This window comes from Limnohabitans radicicola (assembly GCF_014837235.1).
GTDB lineage: Bacteria > Pseudomonadota > Gammaproteobacteria > Burkholderiales > Burkholderiaceae_C > Limnohabitans_A > Limnohabitans_A radicicola.
The window spans coordinates 34,974-51,201 of the sequence record NZ_JACYFT010000005.1 but is presented as its reverse complement, the minus strand read 5'-3'; the positions used below and the strand labels follow the sequence as shown (position 1 = coordinate 51,201).

9 protein-coding genes are annotated in these 16,228 nt (G+C 57.0%); 5 read left to right on the top strand and 4 right to left on the bottom strand.

Going from position 1 to position 16,228, the window contains the following annotated elements; genetic code table 11:
* The first annotated feature begins 352 nt into the window (after positions 1-352).
* The gene (locus IC609_RS15615; protein WP_191820450.1) at positions 353-2,635 is read left to right on the top strand and encodes a TonB-dependent receptor domain-containing protein; all 2,283 of its coding nucleotides are present in this window, start codon (positions 353-355) and stop codon (positions 2,633-2,635) included.
* A 145-nt stretch (positions 2,636-2,780) separates the two neighbouring features.
* Here the strand turns inward: IC609_RS15615 and gtfA are convergent, their stop codons facing one another.
* From gtfA to IC609_RS15600, 3 genes are all read right to left on the bottom strand, one after another.
* Positions 2,781-4,253: a sucrose phosphorylase gene (gtfA, locus tag IC609_RS15610; protein WP_191820449.1), complete on the bottom strand. Its 1,473-nt coding sequence runs from the start codon at positions 4,251-4,253 to the stop codon at positions 2,781-2,783.
* A 45-nt stretch (positions 4,254-4,298) separates the two neighbouring features.
* The gene (locus tag IC609_RS15605) at positions 4,299-5,672 is read right to left on the bottom strand and encodes an MFS transporter (RefSeq protein ID WP_225224256.1); all 1,374 of its coding nucleotides are present in this window, start codon (positions 5,670-5,672) and stop codon (positions 4,299-4,301) included.
* Positions 5,673-5,887: 215 nt separating this feature from the next.
* The gene (locus IC609_RS15600) at positions 5,888-7,105 is read right to left on the bottom strand and encodes a tetratricopeptide repeat protein (protein ID WP_191820447.1); all 1,218 of its coding nucleotides are present in this window, start codon (positions 7,103-7,105) and stop codon (positions 5,888-5,890) included.
* A 396-nt stretch (positions 7,106-7,501) separates the two neighbouring features.
* Here IC609_RS15600 and IC609_RS15595 point away from each other — a divergent pair, with 396 nt between their 5' ends.
* The 4 genes from IC609_RS15595 (at position 7,502) to IC609_RS15580 (ending at position 15,326) form a co-directional block, all read left to right on the top strand.
* A complete protein-coding gene (locus IC609_RS15595) occupies positions 7,502-10,261 on the top strand; it encodes a TonB-dependent receptor (RefSeq protein ID WP_191820446.1) in 2,760 nt (919 codons plus the stop codon).
* Between the two features lie 84 nt (positions 10,262-10,345).
* Entirely contained in the window at positions 10,346-11,857 is a 1,512-nt protein-coding gene (locus tag IC609_RS15590) for a tryptophan halogenase family protein (RefSeq protein ID WP_191820445.1), read from the top strand.
* A 72-nt stretch (positions 11,858-11,929) separates the two neighbouring features.
* Positions 11,930-13,927: a S9 family peptidase gene (locus tag IC609_RS15585; protein WP_191820444.1), complete on the top strand. Its 1,998-nt coding sequence runs from the start codon at positions 11,930-11,932 to the stop codon at positions 13,925-13,927.
* A gap of 142 nt (positions 13,928-14,069) precedes the next feature.
* Entirely contained in the window at positions 14,070-15,326 is a 1,257-nt protein-coding gene (locus tag IC609_RS15580; protein ID WP_225224255.1) for an ABC transporter substrate-binding protein, read from the top strand.
* Here IC609_RS15580 and IC609_RS15575 read toward each other — a convergent pair.
* A complete protein-coding gene (locus IC609_RS15575; protein ID WP_191820442.1) occupies positions 15,308-16,102 on the bottom strand; it encodes a helix-turn-helix domain-containing protein in 795 nt (264 codons plus the stop codon). The genes IC609_RS15580 and IC609_RS15575 overlap by 19 nt on opposite strands.
* Between the last annotated feature and the right edge of the window lie 126 nt (positions 16,103-16,228).

Below are 16,228 nucleotides of genomic sequence, written 5' to 3'. Positions count from 1 at the left end.
GCTACTCCTTTATTTATCTGGATTGATTTGCAATCGTTTGCATCATACATGCATCCCGCGTCCTGGCCATATAGGGAAAGCCCTAACTCTTGTGTCAATCTTACAGCCGATTGTTGTTGCGCACTTGTGACACTAGGGAAACTACCGAAATTTTCCAATTTTCCTAGGAGAAAACAGACTCAAACACACATTCATTCAGTGATTTGAATTTCACATCAATTGCAAACGTTTTCATTTCTTCGCATAATGCACTTCGTCCTCGGTTGAAAACAACCTGTTCTCTTCTGGGATTCCATCTTGCAAACGGGACTCTTGCCCATTGCAATCGTTTCAATGTTCTGGAGACTATCCAATGAAAATCCAAAAAATTGCCCCTACCAAAGTGGCCGCAGCCGTAGCGCTGACCGTTGTGCAGATGGGTATTGCCCATGCTCAATCCAGCAATGACACCCTTAAACTGGACGAAGTGGTGGTCACCGGCACTGCGACAGGTGCCAGCAAAATGAAGCAATCCAACTCGGTGTCAACTGTTGGCGTCGAGCAAGTTCTGCAAAGCCAACCCACCAACGCATCGGACATCCTGCGCACAGTGCCCGGCATCCGCGCCGAATCCAGCGGCGGTGGCGGTAATGCCAACGTGACCGTGCGCGGCCTGCCCATTTCGGCCGGTGGCTCGCGTTACGTCCAATTCCAGGAAGACGGCCTGCCTGTACTGCTGTTCGGCGATGTGGCCTTTGCCACACCTGACATGTTCCTGCGCGCAGACAACAGCCTGGAGCGCCTGGAAGTGGTCCGCGGTGGTTCGGCATCCACACTGGCCACCAACTCCCCTGGCGGCATCATCAACTTCATCAGTAAGACAGGTGAAGAACCCGGTGGAAGCATCGGCGTGACCACCGGCCTGGGATACGATGAAAAACGTCTGGATTTCGACTACAGCGGCAAACTCAGCGACAAGACCCGCTTCTTCATCGGCGGTTACACACATCAAGGTCAAGGTCCCCGGAACGCTTCGGCCAACAGCACACAAGGTGGTCAGATCAAAGGCAACATCACACAAGAGCTGGACAACGGCTATGTGCGCTTTAGCTTCAAGCACCTGGATGACCAGTCTCCATTGTTCATGCCCGTGCCTGTCAAAATTTCAAATGGTAAGGTCAGCGAACTGGCAGGCATCGACCCCCGCAAGGCATCCATGTACTCTCCTTACTGGGTCAAAGACTACACACTCACCAAAAACAACACCATGGTGGGCACTGATGTCAACGATGGTCTGCGCGTGAAGCAGAACTCATTTGGCGTGGAAACCGAACTCAAACTGGCCGATGGCTGGAAATTGAGCGAAAAATTCCGCAGCTCGTCCAATTCGGGCCGCTTCATCGGCTTGTTCCCAGCCAACGATGTGGCAGCCGCACCCGCAGGCACCAAGTACGCTACGGGCCCCAATGCAGGCAAAGCATACGTCGGCAACGCATTCACCAACACCGTGTTCAACACATCCATGGATGACATGGGCAGCACAACAAACGATGTCAAGCTGAGCAAATCGTTCGCACAAGCCGATGGCGCCAAGCTGAACACCACCTTCGGTCTGTTCATGAACGTTCAGAAAGTGGGCCTGACCTGGAACTTTAACCAGTACTTGATGCAAGCCACCGACAACAACCCTGCACTGCTGTCCAACAGCACGACCAACAGCTATGGTGCTGTTGCTCTGGGCACAGACGTTTGGGGCGGTTGCTGCACACGCGCCATCGATGCTACTTACCGCACCACATCGCCTTATGCTGTGATCGGCTGGGAAAAAGGTGCTCTGTCGATTGACGGCAGTATCCGTCAAGACAGCCAAGTGGCCACAGGCAGCTACAACCAAGCTGTGAGCAACCAGTTCCAAGCTGGTAAAGCACAAGCCATCGATTACAAGAAGAATCACACTTCTTACTCCGTGGGTGCGAACTACCAGCTGAACAAAGATCTGGCTGTGTTTGCCCGCGTGAGCGAAGGCGTTGCATTCAACGCAGACCGCATCATGTTCGGCTCCGCTGCTGTGCCTATGGCAGGTGGCGCTGGTGTTGTGCCAATCAACACCGTGCAGCAATACGAAGGCGGCGTCAAGATGCGCGATGGAAACTTGAGCACCTTCGTTACCCTGTTCCAGGCCAAGACCGACGAGAGCAACTACGATGCAACCACCCAGAAGAGCACCGCTAACAAGTACGATGCCAAGGGTTTGGAAATCGAAGCCGGCTACAAAATGGGTGCTTTCCGCGTGAACGGCGGCATCACCTTGACTGACGCCAAAATCGTGAGCAGCGGCCTGACACCAAACCGTCAAGCCAAAGTGGTCTATCAGTTGAGCCCAACTTACACCGCTGGTGCATTCACAGTGGGTGCTGCCATCGTTGGATCATCCAGCGCCAAGGATGCACAAGGCACTCCGTATGAAGCCACTCTGCCTGCGTACACCGTGGTCAATGCATTCGCCAACTACGCCATCAGCAAAGACCTGCTGGCCACCTTCGGCGTTTACAACCTGAGCAACACGATTGGCTACACCGAAATCAACGACGGCCGCATGGCTGCACGTTCGATCAACGGCCGCTCTGCTAAGGCCGGTCTGAAGTACACCTTCTGATCGCACTGAAACCGACCAGCTGCAACGTTGGTCGGTCTTCTTCAAGGTCCACCTCATGACCGCCTTAGGGCGGTCTTTTTTTGACTACATGAAATAAAAAAGCCGGAGAAACTCTCCGGCTTTTTTTATCGGTGTGATTTAAACGTCAGTCCAACATGAACCGTCGCTCACCAAGCATGTCAGAGCAACTGATCACCCCCGTCTTGGCCTTCAGATCCACTTCCAGTCGCGCGAAATGCTCGCCCGCCGTCCACGTCATCACCAGCTGGTGTTCTGCAGGCGCTGCGCTGCTGAACTGACCGTTGAAAGCCGGATGCGCATTGCGCAAACGGATGAGCTCGATCAGGCGCGAAACCACCGGGGTTTCCATGGCCTCCAGCACTTCAGCGCGGGGGTAGTAATGGCGGTTGATGTCGCGGCCCACCTGGGTGCGCTCGAGCAAGGCCATGTCGTTGTGGCCCGCCAACAAGCCCACGTAATACACCTGTGGAATGCCGGGCACAAAGAACTGAATGGCACGCGCCACCAGATAGGCCGACTCGTTGCGCGCCAAGGCGTCAAAGAAGGTGCAGTTGACCTGGTACAGGTCCAGGTTGGAGGCGGCAGCGCCCGTGGCTTTGCGGCTTTGACCTTGGGAATTGCGGTGCATGCGCTCGACCAGTTCGTCCAGCTCGTGCGGGGGCACCAGCCCCGGGTTGCCCGCCCGGTCTGCAGCGTCTGCGCCAATGTCAATGATGCCAATGCCGTCGTGCGTGTCGAGCACGGTCACTGCGTTGTTGGGGCGCTGGCCCAGCCAGTTGAGCAAGGGGCCGCTGCGACCAAACTCCAGCGCATGCAGCACAAGGGGCGGCAAAGCGAAGTCGTACACCCAGTCCACTTTCTTGGCAATCTCGATTTGACGCTTGTAGTAGGAGTGGATTTCCACCAGCACCTCCAAGCCCAGCTCACGCGCACGGGCTGCGAACTCGCCAATGAACTCAAAGGTCTCGGGCATCATGAAACAGTTTTTGCCTGCCTTCTTGATCGCATAACCCACAGCATCCAGACGCACCATGGTCACGCCACTGTCCGACAGCGATTGGAGGATGGAGTCCAGATACGCCTTGCCCGCAGGGTGATGCACATCGATGTCGATCTGCTGGGAAGTGAACGTCGTCCACAGCAAGCGGCGCTCACCATTGGCCAGCGTGGTCACCGTGAACGGCATGCCGGGCCGGGGGCGGTAGACATTCAAGAAGTCCTGCTCAGTGGCCCCATTTGGAAACACCGACTCCATGGTCAGGAACAGGCCGTCGTATTCAGAGGTCGAACCTTTTTTCGAGTAGTCCAGAAACTGGGGCGACTCGGAAGACATGTGGTTGACGATCACATCGGCCATCACATCGTGCTCTTGCGCCAACTGGCGCACATGGCTCCAGTCGCCCAGGCGGTCGTCCACGCGGGTGTGGTCGATCGGGTCAAATCCGGCGTCCGCTCCATCGATCTTGTAGAAGAACGGCAGCAAATGCACGCCCCCAAAAACACCCTTGAGTGGCCCGGTCAGCAGCTCGCGCAGTTGCGTCAAATCTTTGCCGCCAAAGCGGTCAACATAAGTGATCAGTTGAACCTGGTTTTTCATTTTTCTCGAAGTCAGATTTGTTATGGGTTGGGTGGAAGCGCTCAATCAATGCCCAGCGCCTGCTGGGGCCATGGCGGGCACGTCGCCTTCAGGCACCTTGACGCGCAATGTGGCCAGTGCCGCCAGCAGCATCAGCACGCCTGCGGTCATCAGCACATAACGGGGGTCTCCCGCAAAGACACGGTTGTAGAGCTGGCTGACAATGAAACCGCCCAGCATCAGCGGGATCACGATGAACATGTTGAAGATGCCCATGTACACGCCTGTGCGCTCAGGCGGCACGCTGCGCGCCAGCATGACATAGGGGTTGCCCATGATGCTGGCCCAGCCCAGGCCCACCCCCACCGCAGGCAAAAACAGCCAGTACTCGGAGGCCAACTTTGGCATGAGCGAAGCCATCGAGGCAGGCCACCATGCAGCCACCACCTCTGCCGTCAGGTGTGGCAAGAGCAGCATGCCCAAGCCCGACATGACCAGACAAAACGCATGCACTTTGGCCGCGCCGAAACGTTGCGTGTAACGCACCATGAACAGTGCCGTGATGAACGACACCACGTTGAAGAATGCCCCCACCTGGCTGTTGATCAGCACCGCATCCCGAAATCCCTCGCTGCCCGCGTCGGACGTACCAAACAAGGATCTCGAAATGGCATAGGTCACATACTGCCAATACCAGCCCATGGCCATCCACTGGAACAGTTTCATCCAGGCCATTTGCCGCATGGGCACGGGCATCTCCTTGATGGCGTCCCAGATTTCGCGCAACGTGGCACCGAAGCCCTGTTTTTGCGCCTGGATGCGCGTCAATTGCTCTGGGGTCAGCGGCAGCTCAGGCACGCGCCAGATCGACCAGAAGATCGTGGTCACGGAAATGAGGGCACCGAACATGAACGACCAGAAAATGAATTGCGGGATGTGGTTGCCCCCCACCGCATCCTTGCTCATGCCCAGCCAGACCAGCAGCGCTGGCGATAAATAGGCCAAGGTCTGGGCCAGGCCTGTGAATGCGCTCTGGATGATGTAGCCCGCAGGGTGCTGGTCTTTGGGTAAACGGTCACCCACATAGGCCCTGTAGGGCTCCATGGTGATGTTGTTGGCAGCATCCAGAATCCACAGCAAGCTGGCAGCCATCCACAGCGCCGAGCTGTAAGGCATGGCAAACAGGCTGAGCGAGCACAAAATGGCACCGATCAAGAAATAAGGTGTGCGCCGCCCCCAGCGCGAGGCCGTCCGGTCGCTCATGGCCCCCACAATGGGCTGCACCAACAGACCCGTCACAGGGCCCGCCAATGACAACAGTGGCAAGGACGCCTCATCGGCCCCCAGATAGCTGTAGATCGGCCCCATGCTGCTTTGCTGCAAGCCAAAACTGAATTGCAGCCCCAGAAAGCCCACGTTCATCTGGAGGATCTGCCCCATGCTCAAGCGCGGTGGACTCAACGGTGTCGAAAGATTGGACATAGGTGTTTGTGCAGAAACAAAGTTTGCAGTCAATTTGCAAAGCAATTTAAACGATTATGCAATCGTTTGCAACAGCAAAAACCCGAAGACTTGCCAATCCCATTAAAAAAGGGCCGCACAGCAGCCCTTCTTGACCCGATACAACTTGACCGGGACCGCCTTATCCCCAAGCTTCAGCGTGCCAGCAGTTGCCAAAGGGTGGCAATCTCCACCGCGGTCGCATCGCCCTGCACAGCCTGCAGTTGCTGCAAACCCTGCTCTTTTTGTCCCGCCTTGATCAGGCTGATCCCGTAGTGCAAGCGGAACTCCTGCTCGCGGCGCAAACCTCCTGCTGCCAGCGCCAGTGCGTATGCGGCATTGGCCGCTGCCCAATTCTGCTTGGAAGCGTGCACATCACCCACGCCGGCCAGGGTGTTGCCGTCCTTGGCCGACTTTTCGAGCTGAGGAAACAGCTTGTCGTCTTCCTGGGCTTTCTTCTGGGCCTCGGCTTTGAGCTTGGCATGCGCAGCCGCTTCAGCCCCCTTGCCCAAGGCACCTTTTTCATACCCCTTGGCCAGCACGCGTTGCGCCTCGGCGGGCAAGCCTGCACGCAAGGCCATCTGGGCCATGTCGGTGAATTCGTCGGCCTCTTCCAGGTTACCGGACTCCTCCAGCAAGCGGTACAGGTCCAGCTCCAGCCGCTGGTTCAGGCCCGGCGTCTGCGCCAAGCGACTGATCGTCTCAGACCAATACGCCTTGCTGGGGTAAGCGATCAACAGCTTGCGCAAGGTGGCCTGGTAACCCGCGTTGTCCTTGAGTTGGCGGTAGCTGACCGCCAACATGCGCAACTCTTCTTCGGCGGTCTTCTTGCCTGCAGCCTCGTCCAGGCGCATCTTCTCCTGCATTTCCTTGACCACCTCGGCATGCTGCCCCGTGACCGCCAACACCTGGATCATGACGGTGCGCATCGAAGCATTGGGGCCGCCGTCCTGCAGGTACTGGCGCGCCCACTTGACCAGGCGGGGGTAATCTTTCTTTTGCTGACTGGCACTGACCAAGGTCTCCAACATGGGGCGCTTGTCTGCCACAGCGATCTCGGGCTGCACCACCAGCGGCTCGAGCGACTCGATGACCAAGTCCCAGTTTTGGGCGCGGGTGGCGGCCACAGCGCGCGTGCGCAAGATGGCGTTGCGCTCCACTGCAGTGAGATCAGGAACAGCCAAGGCATCAGCCGACAACTTCAAGGCGGCATCGGCCTGGTTGTTTTTGAGCGCTTCCTGGGCAGCGGACAGCGGCTTGTGAACCTCCGGGCGCACGGTGCCTTGCGCATGCACAGCGCTGGTGAACAGCATGCTGCCGAGCAAAGCCGCCAGCACGGTCCAGTATTTGGTGGGGTAGAACGCGAGGGTCATGGTTTTTTCTCCTGGCAGAGATTGTCATCAGAAACAAGCGCCTGAACTGAACCATGCCTGATTTTCGTAACCTGCTTGTATCGGAATACCGCACCTTTTGATTGTCAGACCCGATAGGGCTCATCATTCTCTCGCAGCGCTCGCCCTCACCCCACTCCGCGACTACAAAACAGCAAATCAATATGTAATTTCATTACAACACAAAAACCTGAACCGTCTCATCAACGCAACAAAACTGCAAATAAGCCCATTGAATTGCCTGAAATTTAAGCAAATCCATTGAATCTAGGGTTTTTCCCTACGGGTCAGAAATCTAGTTTTACTACAAAATCGTGTCCGTGTGTAACGGAACATCGGTACACGCCACTTCTTCATTCATCTCTAAGGTCTTCAAACATGACTCCTACAACCCAAAAACGCGCAAGCTTCAGGTTCAGCCCTGTCGCCGCAGGCTGTGCTGTTTTGCTGGTGGCTGCGTCTGCAGCACAAGCGCAGCAAGCAGTCGACAACGTGGTGGTGACCGGTATTCGGGCTGCGATTGAAAGCGCCATCTCGACCAAGAAAAACGCCGACAGCATCGTCGAGGCCATCTCTGCCGAAGACATCGGTAAATTGCCCGACACCACCGTTGCAGAATCCATCTCCCGCCTGCCAGGCGTGACAGCTCAACGCAGCGCGGTGACAGGCCGCGCACAAGGCGTGAGTGTTCGTGGCATGTCGCCCGACTTCAACGGCGGCCTGCTGAACGGGCGCGAGCAAGCATCCACAGCATCCAACCGTGGTGTTGAATTCGATCAGTTCCCAGCCGAATTGTTGAGCAGTGTGGTGGTGTACAAAACAGCCGATGCGTCTTTGGCTGGCCAGGGCTTGTCGTCAACCATTGACCTGCAGACGGTTCGTCCTCTGAATTTTGCCAAGCGCAATGTGGTGGTCAGTGCACGCGGCGAATCCATGGGCAAAGCAGAAAACCAGCCAGGCTTCGGCACAGGCAGTGGCGATCGCTACTCCGTGTCGTACATTGACCAGTTTGCTGACCGCACGGTCGGTGTGGCACTGGGCTTCGTCAAGAGCAAGAGCAATGGCGGTGGCCGCCCGAACTTCAACACCTGGGGCGGCTGGGTGGCAGATGTGGACTACCAGGGCCAGAAAGTCAAGGCACCCGGCGGCTTCACAACCGACATCGAAACCATCAACTCCGACCGCACCGGTGCGATGGCTGTGCTGCAATACAAGCCCAACAAGGATTTTGAATCCACTGTGGACTTCTTCCACTCCAAGGGCAACTTCTCGGTTCAAAAACGTGGCCTGGAAGGCCCTGTTGGCGGTCTGAGCGCTGGCGGTTATGACTCCGGCGGTGTCCTGACCAACGCCACCATCGTCAATGGCATTGCACAGTCTGGCACGTTCAGCAACTTCCGTGGCGTGATCCGTAATCACAACGAAGACTACACCGACACCCTGAACTCACTGGGCTGGGCGACCAAATTCAAGGCCGCCGACTGGCGCATGAAGACCGACCTGTCGTATTCCAAAGTGGTCAAGGATTCCGTCCGCTTTGAGACCACTGCAGGTTTGCCCGGTAGCGTCAACAACCCGCTCGACACGATCAGTTTCAGCGGCTTCAATGGCAACAACCTGGCCAATGTCGCTTACAAAACCGGTCTGAACTATGCCGATCCCAACATCATCAAACTGACCAACCCCCAAGGCTGGGGTGGCGGCACGCAGGACGGCTATTACGCAGCGCCGTCCAACACAGACAGCATCAAGTCGGCTCGCCTGTCGGGTGGCCGCGATGTGAACCTGGGTCCGATCGTTTCTGCAGACATCGGCTTGATCTATTCTGACCGTGCAAAAACCCGCACAACACAGGAGGGCGCACTCCTGCTGAACACCCCCGGCGCCTATGCTGCCCTGGCCATCCCAGGTGCAACAACGGGTGTTGGCGGCCTGACCGGCATTCCCACCTTGAACTGGAACCCCGCTGGCTCCCTGGGCAGCGCCTACAAACTGAGCCCCTGGACTGAACACGACATCATCTCCAAGAACTGGGGCGTGAATGAAAAGGTGACCACGGCTTACGTCAAGGGCGATATTGATTCCAAAATCATGGACAAAGCCGTGCGCGGTAATGTGGGCCTGCAGATGATCCACACCAACCAGTCGACATCAGGTTACCGTGTAGATCAAGCCAGCTGCGATGGTGCGACCCACTCCTGCGGCTATGCTCCTGTCACCGGCGGCACCAGCTACAACGACTTCCTGCCCAGCTTGAATCTGGTCACGGATCTGGGCAATGACAACGTCCTGCGCTTTGGTCTGGGCCGTGTCCTGGCGCGCCCCAACATGGAAGACATGAAAGCCACCCGCGACTTCAGCCTGGACACCACCACGGGCGTGCCCATGCTCAAGGGCTCGGGCGGCAACCCGAACCTGCAACCGTTCCGTGCTGACACGATTGACCTGTCATGGGAAAAGTACTTTGGCAAGAAGGGTTACTTCAGCATTGCCGGTTACTACAAGGACCTGAAGACCTACATCCTCAAGCGCAGCCAGGTGTTTGATTTCGCCAACTACATCACCCCAGGCACAGTTTTGCCTGCCGGTGGCAGCACTGTTGGCTTGCTGACCCAGGCATCCAACGGCACAGGCGGCTCGATCAATGGCATTGAAATGGCATTGAACGTGCCGTTCTCGATGGCATCCAGCGCGCTGGACGGCTTTGGTGTGGTGGTCAACACGTCGCTGAATAACAGCTCGGTGACCCTGCCAGCCTCGGGCTTCTCCACCTCCGGCGTGAACACCACCAACATCCCGTTGCCAGGCCTGTCCAAACAGGTCACCAACCTGCGTCTGTACTACGAAAAGAGCGGCCTGCAACTGTCGGTTGCTGCCCGCAAACGTTCGGACTTCCTGGGCTCGATTGCCGACTACCAGGACAACACCCAGCTGGTGTACATCAAGGGTGAAACCCAGGTGGATGCACAGGCTTCGTACGAATTCACCCAGGGTCAAGCCAAAGGTCTGACTTTGCTGGTTCAGGGCATCAACCTGACCAATGCCGAATTCGCCCAATACGATGCCAAGACAGGCAACACGACTGACCGCAAGAAATTCGGTCCAGCCATGATGTTTGGTGCAAGCTACAAGTTCTGACCTTTCAGGCCCCTCACACGAGGGGCCTGTATGACAGAATTCCAGGGGAGCCATGCTCCCCTTTTTTCATACAGGTGTTTTCCCATGCAAGCAGCATCCTTGATCCAAACCATTGTCATCGTGGGCGGAGGTACATCCGGCTGGATGACGGCAGCAGCACTGTCCGCCGTTCTCAAGGGCCAATACAAGATCAAACTGGTCGAATCGGATGAAATCGGCACCGTTGGCGTGGGCGAAGCCACCATTCCGATGATCCAGCGCTTCAACAAGATCGTGGGCCTGGATGAAGCCGAGTTCATGCGGGAGACCAAAGGCACATTCAAGCTGGCCATCGAATTTGTCAACTGGGGCAAATTGGGTGACCGCTACATGCACGGGTTCGGTCCGATTGGGCAGGATTTGTGGACTGTGCGGTTTGACCAGTACTGGCAAAAAATGCGCATGCTGGGCAAAGCTCACCCGCTGGAGGCTTACTCCATCACACGCATGGCGGCATTGGCCAACAAATTCATGCCCCCCACTGACGAAGTCGCCAACTCTCCTCTCAACGACATCGCTTACGCTTACCACTTTGACGCCTCGTTGTACGCCAAATACCTCCGGAAACTCTCGGAGCCACGAGGTGTGCAACGCATAGAAGGCAAGATCACACAAGTACATCAACGCGCCAATGACGGTTTCATAGAATCGGTAGAGCTGGAAAACGGTCAACGCATCGAAGGTGACCTGTTCATTGATTGTTCAGGCTTCAGGGGATTGCTGATTGAACAAACCCTGAAAACAGGCTACGAGGATTGGACACATTGGCTGCCCTGTGACCGAGCTCTGGCTGTGCCCTGCGCCTCGGCATCCGTACTGACGCCCTATACCCGCTCCACAGCGCATTCGGCAGGGTGGCAGTGGCGCATCCCACTGCAACACCGCACAGGCAATGGCCATGTGTATTGCAGCCAATTCATGAGCGACGACCAGGCTGCGGACATCCTGCTGTCTACTCTGGACGGAAAGGCACTGGCTGACCCCCGCCCCATCCGCTTCACCACCGGCATGCGCAAACAAGCCTGGAACAAGAACGTGATTGCTGTTGGCTTGTCCAGCGGCTTCCTGGAACCACTGGAGTCCACCAGCATCCATTTGATTCAGAGCACTGTTGCTCAACTGGTGGAGTTCTTTCCAGATCGGGGCTTCAATCCCATCGAAATTGCGGAGTTCAACCGGCAAAGCCGCTTCCATTTCGAGCGCATCCGTGACTTCATCATCCTGCACTACCACCTCAACCAGCGCCAGGATTCCGAGTTCTGGAAAGCCTGTGCCCACATGCAAATCCCTGAAACCCTGCAGCACAAGATCGACCTGTTCAAAGCCACCGGTCGCGTTCTGCGGATTGATGGCGAGCTGTTCTCGGAAGTGGGCTGGCTACAGGTCATGGAAGGCCAAAATCTGCACGCCCAGCAATACCATCCACTGGTGGACTTGCAGTCTGAAGAGAGCATTCACGAGTACCTGGAGAGCGTCCGTCAGGTGATCGTGAAATGTGTGGATGTCATGCCAGACCATCAGGCATTCATTGCACAAAACTGCGCCGCACTCAGGTGATGCGCTAGACGTTCAAGGTTGGAAATGAGCCGACGGAGATTGGCCATTTCCTGTTCCAAACAGGGAGGAAACATGTTCAAAAAAACCAAAGCGTGGTGCGTCAAGGCGTGCCTGTGGGCCATCACCAGCGGCCTGACCTGGAATGCCTGGGCACAGCCTGCGGCCACGCCAGACAAGGCGCCGGCATCCAGCTACTTTCAAGAGCGCGCATTCAGCGCAGCGCAACTGTCGCCCGATGGCAAAAAAGTGGCCTTCAAACTGCGCATCAAAGACAGTCCTGCACAACTGGCCGTGATGGATCTGGTCACACAAACACCGAAGGTGGTGGCGTCATTCGAGCGGGATTCTGTCGGCAGCTTTGCCTGGGTCAACGACAACAGGCTGGTCTTTAATCTGGCCACCTGGCTCAAGTCGGCGGGGCAAAGAGAAATCAACCCCGGGCTGTTTGCGGTGGACGCCAATGGCGATCGCTACACACAATTGGCCGAAACCATCCGCAGCTTCGTGCAAAGCAGCGTGCGGGCAGAACTGCTGCCACAAGCAACCGAGCTGCTGAGGACGTCTGCCGACCAAACAGGCGATGACGTCTGGGTCATCGTGACCGAGGCTTATGACAAGAAAGTAGGGGCCGATTACCGACGGGTACGCAAAGTCAACACGGTCACTGGCCGCTGGACCGAAGTCGATGCCCCTTTGCATGCGCACCACTGGGTTTTTGACCGGCAGGATCGCCTGCGGGCAGCGGTCGAATCGCGGGACGGCCAACACAAAATGCTCTATCGCAGCCCTGATCAGGCATGGCAAACACTGACCACCGTTGACAGTCTAAGCACCACGCTGTATCCGCTGCACATTGACAAAGCCGATCGGCTGTACGTGGTCAGTAACCAAGGCAAGGACACCACCGGTCTTTACACCTGGGACTTTGACAAACGGCAACTGAGCGACAAGGCTGTTCTGTTCAGCAGCAACTTCGACCTCTATCCTGCGCCGGTCATCCACCAAGGTGAAATTCAGGGCTGGCGCTACACCATAGATGCCGCTGTTACCCAATGGACCAGCGACACCTTCAAATCTTTGCAAGACACACTGGACAAGGCCTTGCCCAGTACCGTCAATGTGGTTTCAGTCGCGTCCCGATCGGAAACGCCTTACGCATTGATCAGCGCTTATTCCGATCGTGCCCCTGGCTCAACCTATCTCTACAACCGGGACACGCGAAAATTCTCACGCCTGGGTGACGCCATGCCGCAACTGCGTGGACAGCCCATGGCGGGCATGGACTTTATCCGCTACCCGGCACGGGATGGCCTGAGCATTCCGGCCTACCTGAGCCTGCCACCCGGCGAAGCCAAAAAGAACCTGCCGCTGCTGGTTCTGGTCCACGGCGGTCCCTGGGTACGAGGCCAATCCTGGGGGTGGAACCCCGAAGTCCAGTTCCTGACCTCTCGCGGTTATGCCGTGCTGCAACCCGAGTTCAGGGGCAGCACCGGTTTTGGACGCAAACACTTCGAGGCCAGTTGGAAACAATGGGGCCAGAGCATGCAAAACGACCTGGCCGACGGCGCGAAATGGGCCATTGCACAGGGCGTTGCCGACCCCAAGCGCATCTGCATCATGGGTGCCAGCTACGGGGGCTACGCCACCTTGATGGGCTTGGTGAACGACCCTGACCTGTTCCGGTGCGGGATCAACTGGGTCGGTGTCACAGACCAAAGTCTGCTGTACAGCGTGAACTGGAGCGACATGACCGATCAAGCCAAGACCTATGGATTTCCCCGTTTGATTGGGGACGCCACCAAGGATGCCGACATGTTCAAAGCCTACTCGCCCATACAACAGGCGACTCGCATCAAGGCACCCGTGTTGATGGCGTACGGCGGCAAAGACGAACGCGTACCGTTGATTCACGGTGAAAAAATGCGTGATGCCCTCAAACCCCACAACACCCAGGTTGAATGGATCGAATACCCTGATGAAGGGCATGGCTTCGTCGACCCGAAGACACAAGCCGATTTCTGGCAACGTGTCGAGAAATTTCTGGGCAAGCACTTGTCGCCCCAGCCTTGAAGCAAACCTTGCGAGGGTATGAAAACAGTCATTAACTGTCCAAACACACACCCTGCCCTTGCACCAAATCAGCCATCATGTGCCCCCTGAACAGGGTCGGCACATGGTCAATTGGGTATCCAAAAAAACAAGCGCGCTTTGCATGGCATGGGCACTGACGCTGCCTGCACACCGGGCCGTCGCAGCCGAACTCACCGTCGCTTGCGGCCCAAGTGGCACCGATGTGAGTTATTGTTTCAAATACGCACAGCAATGGGCGCAAAAAAAAGGCCACACCGTTCGGAATTTTTCACCACCATCCAGTGTTCCCGACAAGTTGGCGCTGTATAGGCAGTTGTTCGCCGCCAAATCCACCGACATCGATGTGCTGCAAGTCGATCTGGTGTGGCCCGGTCTGCTCAAAGACCATTTGCTCGACTTGCGGCCCTGGACACGCGGCGAAGAAAGCCAACATTTCAAAACACTGATCGAGGGCAACACGGTGCAAGGTCGGCTGGTCGCGCTGCCTTGGTACACCGATGCTGGCGTGCTGTATTACCGCAAGGATTTGCTGGCCCGCTACGGTCAACCCGTGCCAAGCACATGGCAAGCGTTGCGCGACATCGCCAAACGCATTCAAACCGCAGAGCGAGCCCGTGGCCACAGCGACTTTCATGGGTTCCTGTTCCAGGGCAAAGCCGACGAAGGCCTGACCTGCCACGCATTGGAGTGGATCGCCAGCAGCGGCGGAGGGGAAGTGTTGGGTGCTTCGGGAGAAATCACCGCGCACAACCCGGCTGCGGCTGCGGCATTGGACATGGCGGCGCGGTGGATTGGGGACATTTCACCCCTGGGCGTCCTCAACCATGAACCGGAGGATTCGCGCGGAGTTTTCCAAAACGGCCATGCCCTTTTCATGCGCAATTGGCCCTACGCTTGGGCATTGATGCAAAAAGACGACAGCCCCGTCAAGGACAAAGTGGGTATCGCGCCCATGCCTGGGCTGCAAGCCTCTGGCGGACGTTCGGCCGTGGGAGGCTGGCAATTGGGTGTGTCGCGCTACTCCAAGCATCCTGAACTGGCCGCCGATCTGGTGCTGTACATGACCAGCGCCGCCGTTCAACTGGAGCGGGCCATCGGTGGCGCCTTCAACCCGACGCGGCCAGCCCTCTACGAAGACCGGGCATTGATTGCCGCCAATCCGCACATGCCGGCGCTTCGCACCATCATCGACCAAGGGGTGATTCGTCCATCCACCCTCACCGGACTCAAATACCCCCAGGTGAGCCAGAGCATCTGGTATGCGGCGCATGACGCCCTGTCCGGTCGCATGGACGGCGACGAAGCCTTGGCCCGACTGAAAAAACGCCTGCAACGCATCAAACGCAAATCCTGGTCATCTCAAACCGATTTGCGGTAGCGCCTGGGTGTCTGTCCATGCCTGAGCAGGAATTGTCGATTGAAGTGTGACATGGTGGTGAAGCCGCAGTCGAGCGCCACGGTCGCCACAGGCTTGTCCGTCTTTCGCAATTGGATGGCCGCCTCCGTGCAGCGAAGATCATTCACATACTCTGTGAACGTTTTACCCAGACTGCGTCTGAAAAATCGGCTGAATGCCGCTGGACTCACATGCACCTGAGCGGCTGCATCCTCGATACGCAGGTTCTGCGCAAGGTTGTCTTGAATCCACCGTACCACACGGTCGATGCGGCGATCGGTTTGGTCACTGCCACGCCCACTTGCAACCACCACACTGGCGGATGACAAAGTTTGAAGCGCTGACGGGTGCTTGACCAGCAAGCCCAGAATTTCAAGCAACAAAGCCAGGCGCGTGAGGCCTTGTTCAGCCTGCATGCGCAGCAGCAAGCCCTGCACGTCCGAGCAAACAGGCGCTTGAATCACCAGCCCCTGCGAAGCCCGGCGCAGGAGGTCGGAAACGTCGCCCCACTCAGGCACAGACAAGGTTTCCAGCAAATTGACAGGGAACTGCGCCACACACAACTCATGCGGTTTCCCGACATCGTCGGCATGGCTGACCCACAAATGCGGCACATCAGGGCCCACCAACACCAGGTCACCGTCTTCAAACGGGGCCGCACTGTCACCCACAAAACGCACTCCGGCACCTTGAACCACCCAAGTGAGCTCGGCTTGCGGATGACGATGGCGCTCACCGTTGAAGCGTTCCAACTTCATGTGCATGAAGCGAAAAGACTCATGAGGGTGAACAACCCGCTCTTTAAATACCTTCATTTATCAGTAAATGCTTTTGCATATGTCATTGAAGAGTTGATTTTGGTCGATCGCGGCTCACAACACAAG

Bases quoted from the DNA above. Each gene is read 5' to 3' on its own strand.
- IC609_RS15590 (WP_191820445.1), top strand. From the start codon at position 10,346: ATGCAAGCAGCATCCTTGATCCAAACCATTGTCATCGTGGGCGGAGGT.
- IC609_RS15615 (WP_191820450.1), top strand. From the start codon at position 353: ATGAAAATCCAAAAAATTGCCCCTACCAAAGTGGCCGCAGCCGTAGCG.
- IC609_RS15580 (WP_225224255.1), top strand. From the start codon at position 14,070: ATGGCATGGGCACTGACGCTGCCTGCACACCGGGCCGTCGCAGCCGAA.
- gtfA (WP_191820449.1), bottom strand. From the start codon at position 4,253: ATGAAAAACCAGGTTCAACTGATCACTTATGTTGACCGCTTTGGCGGC.
- IC609_RS15605 (WP_225224256.1), bottom strand. From the start codon at position 5,672: ATGGGGCAGATCCTCCAGATGAACGTGGGCTTTCTGGGGCTGCAATTC.
- IC609_RS15595 (WP_191820446.1), top strand. From the start codon at position 7,502: ATGACTCCTACAACCCAAAAACGCGCAAGCTTCAGGTTCAGCCCTGTC.
- IC609_RS15585 (WP_191820444.1), top strand. From the start codon at position 11,930: ATGTTCAAAAAAACCAAAGCGTGGTGCGTCAAGGCGTGCCTGTGGGCC.
- IC609_RS15575 (WP_191820442.1), bottom strand. From the start codon at position 16,102: ATGAAGTTGGAACGCTTCAACGGTGAGCGCCATCGTCATCCGCAAGCC.
- IC609_RS15600 (WP_191820447.1), bottom strand. From the start codon at position 7,105: ATGACCCTCGCGTTCTACCCCACCAAATACTGGACCGTGCTGGCGGCT.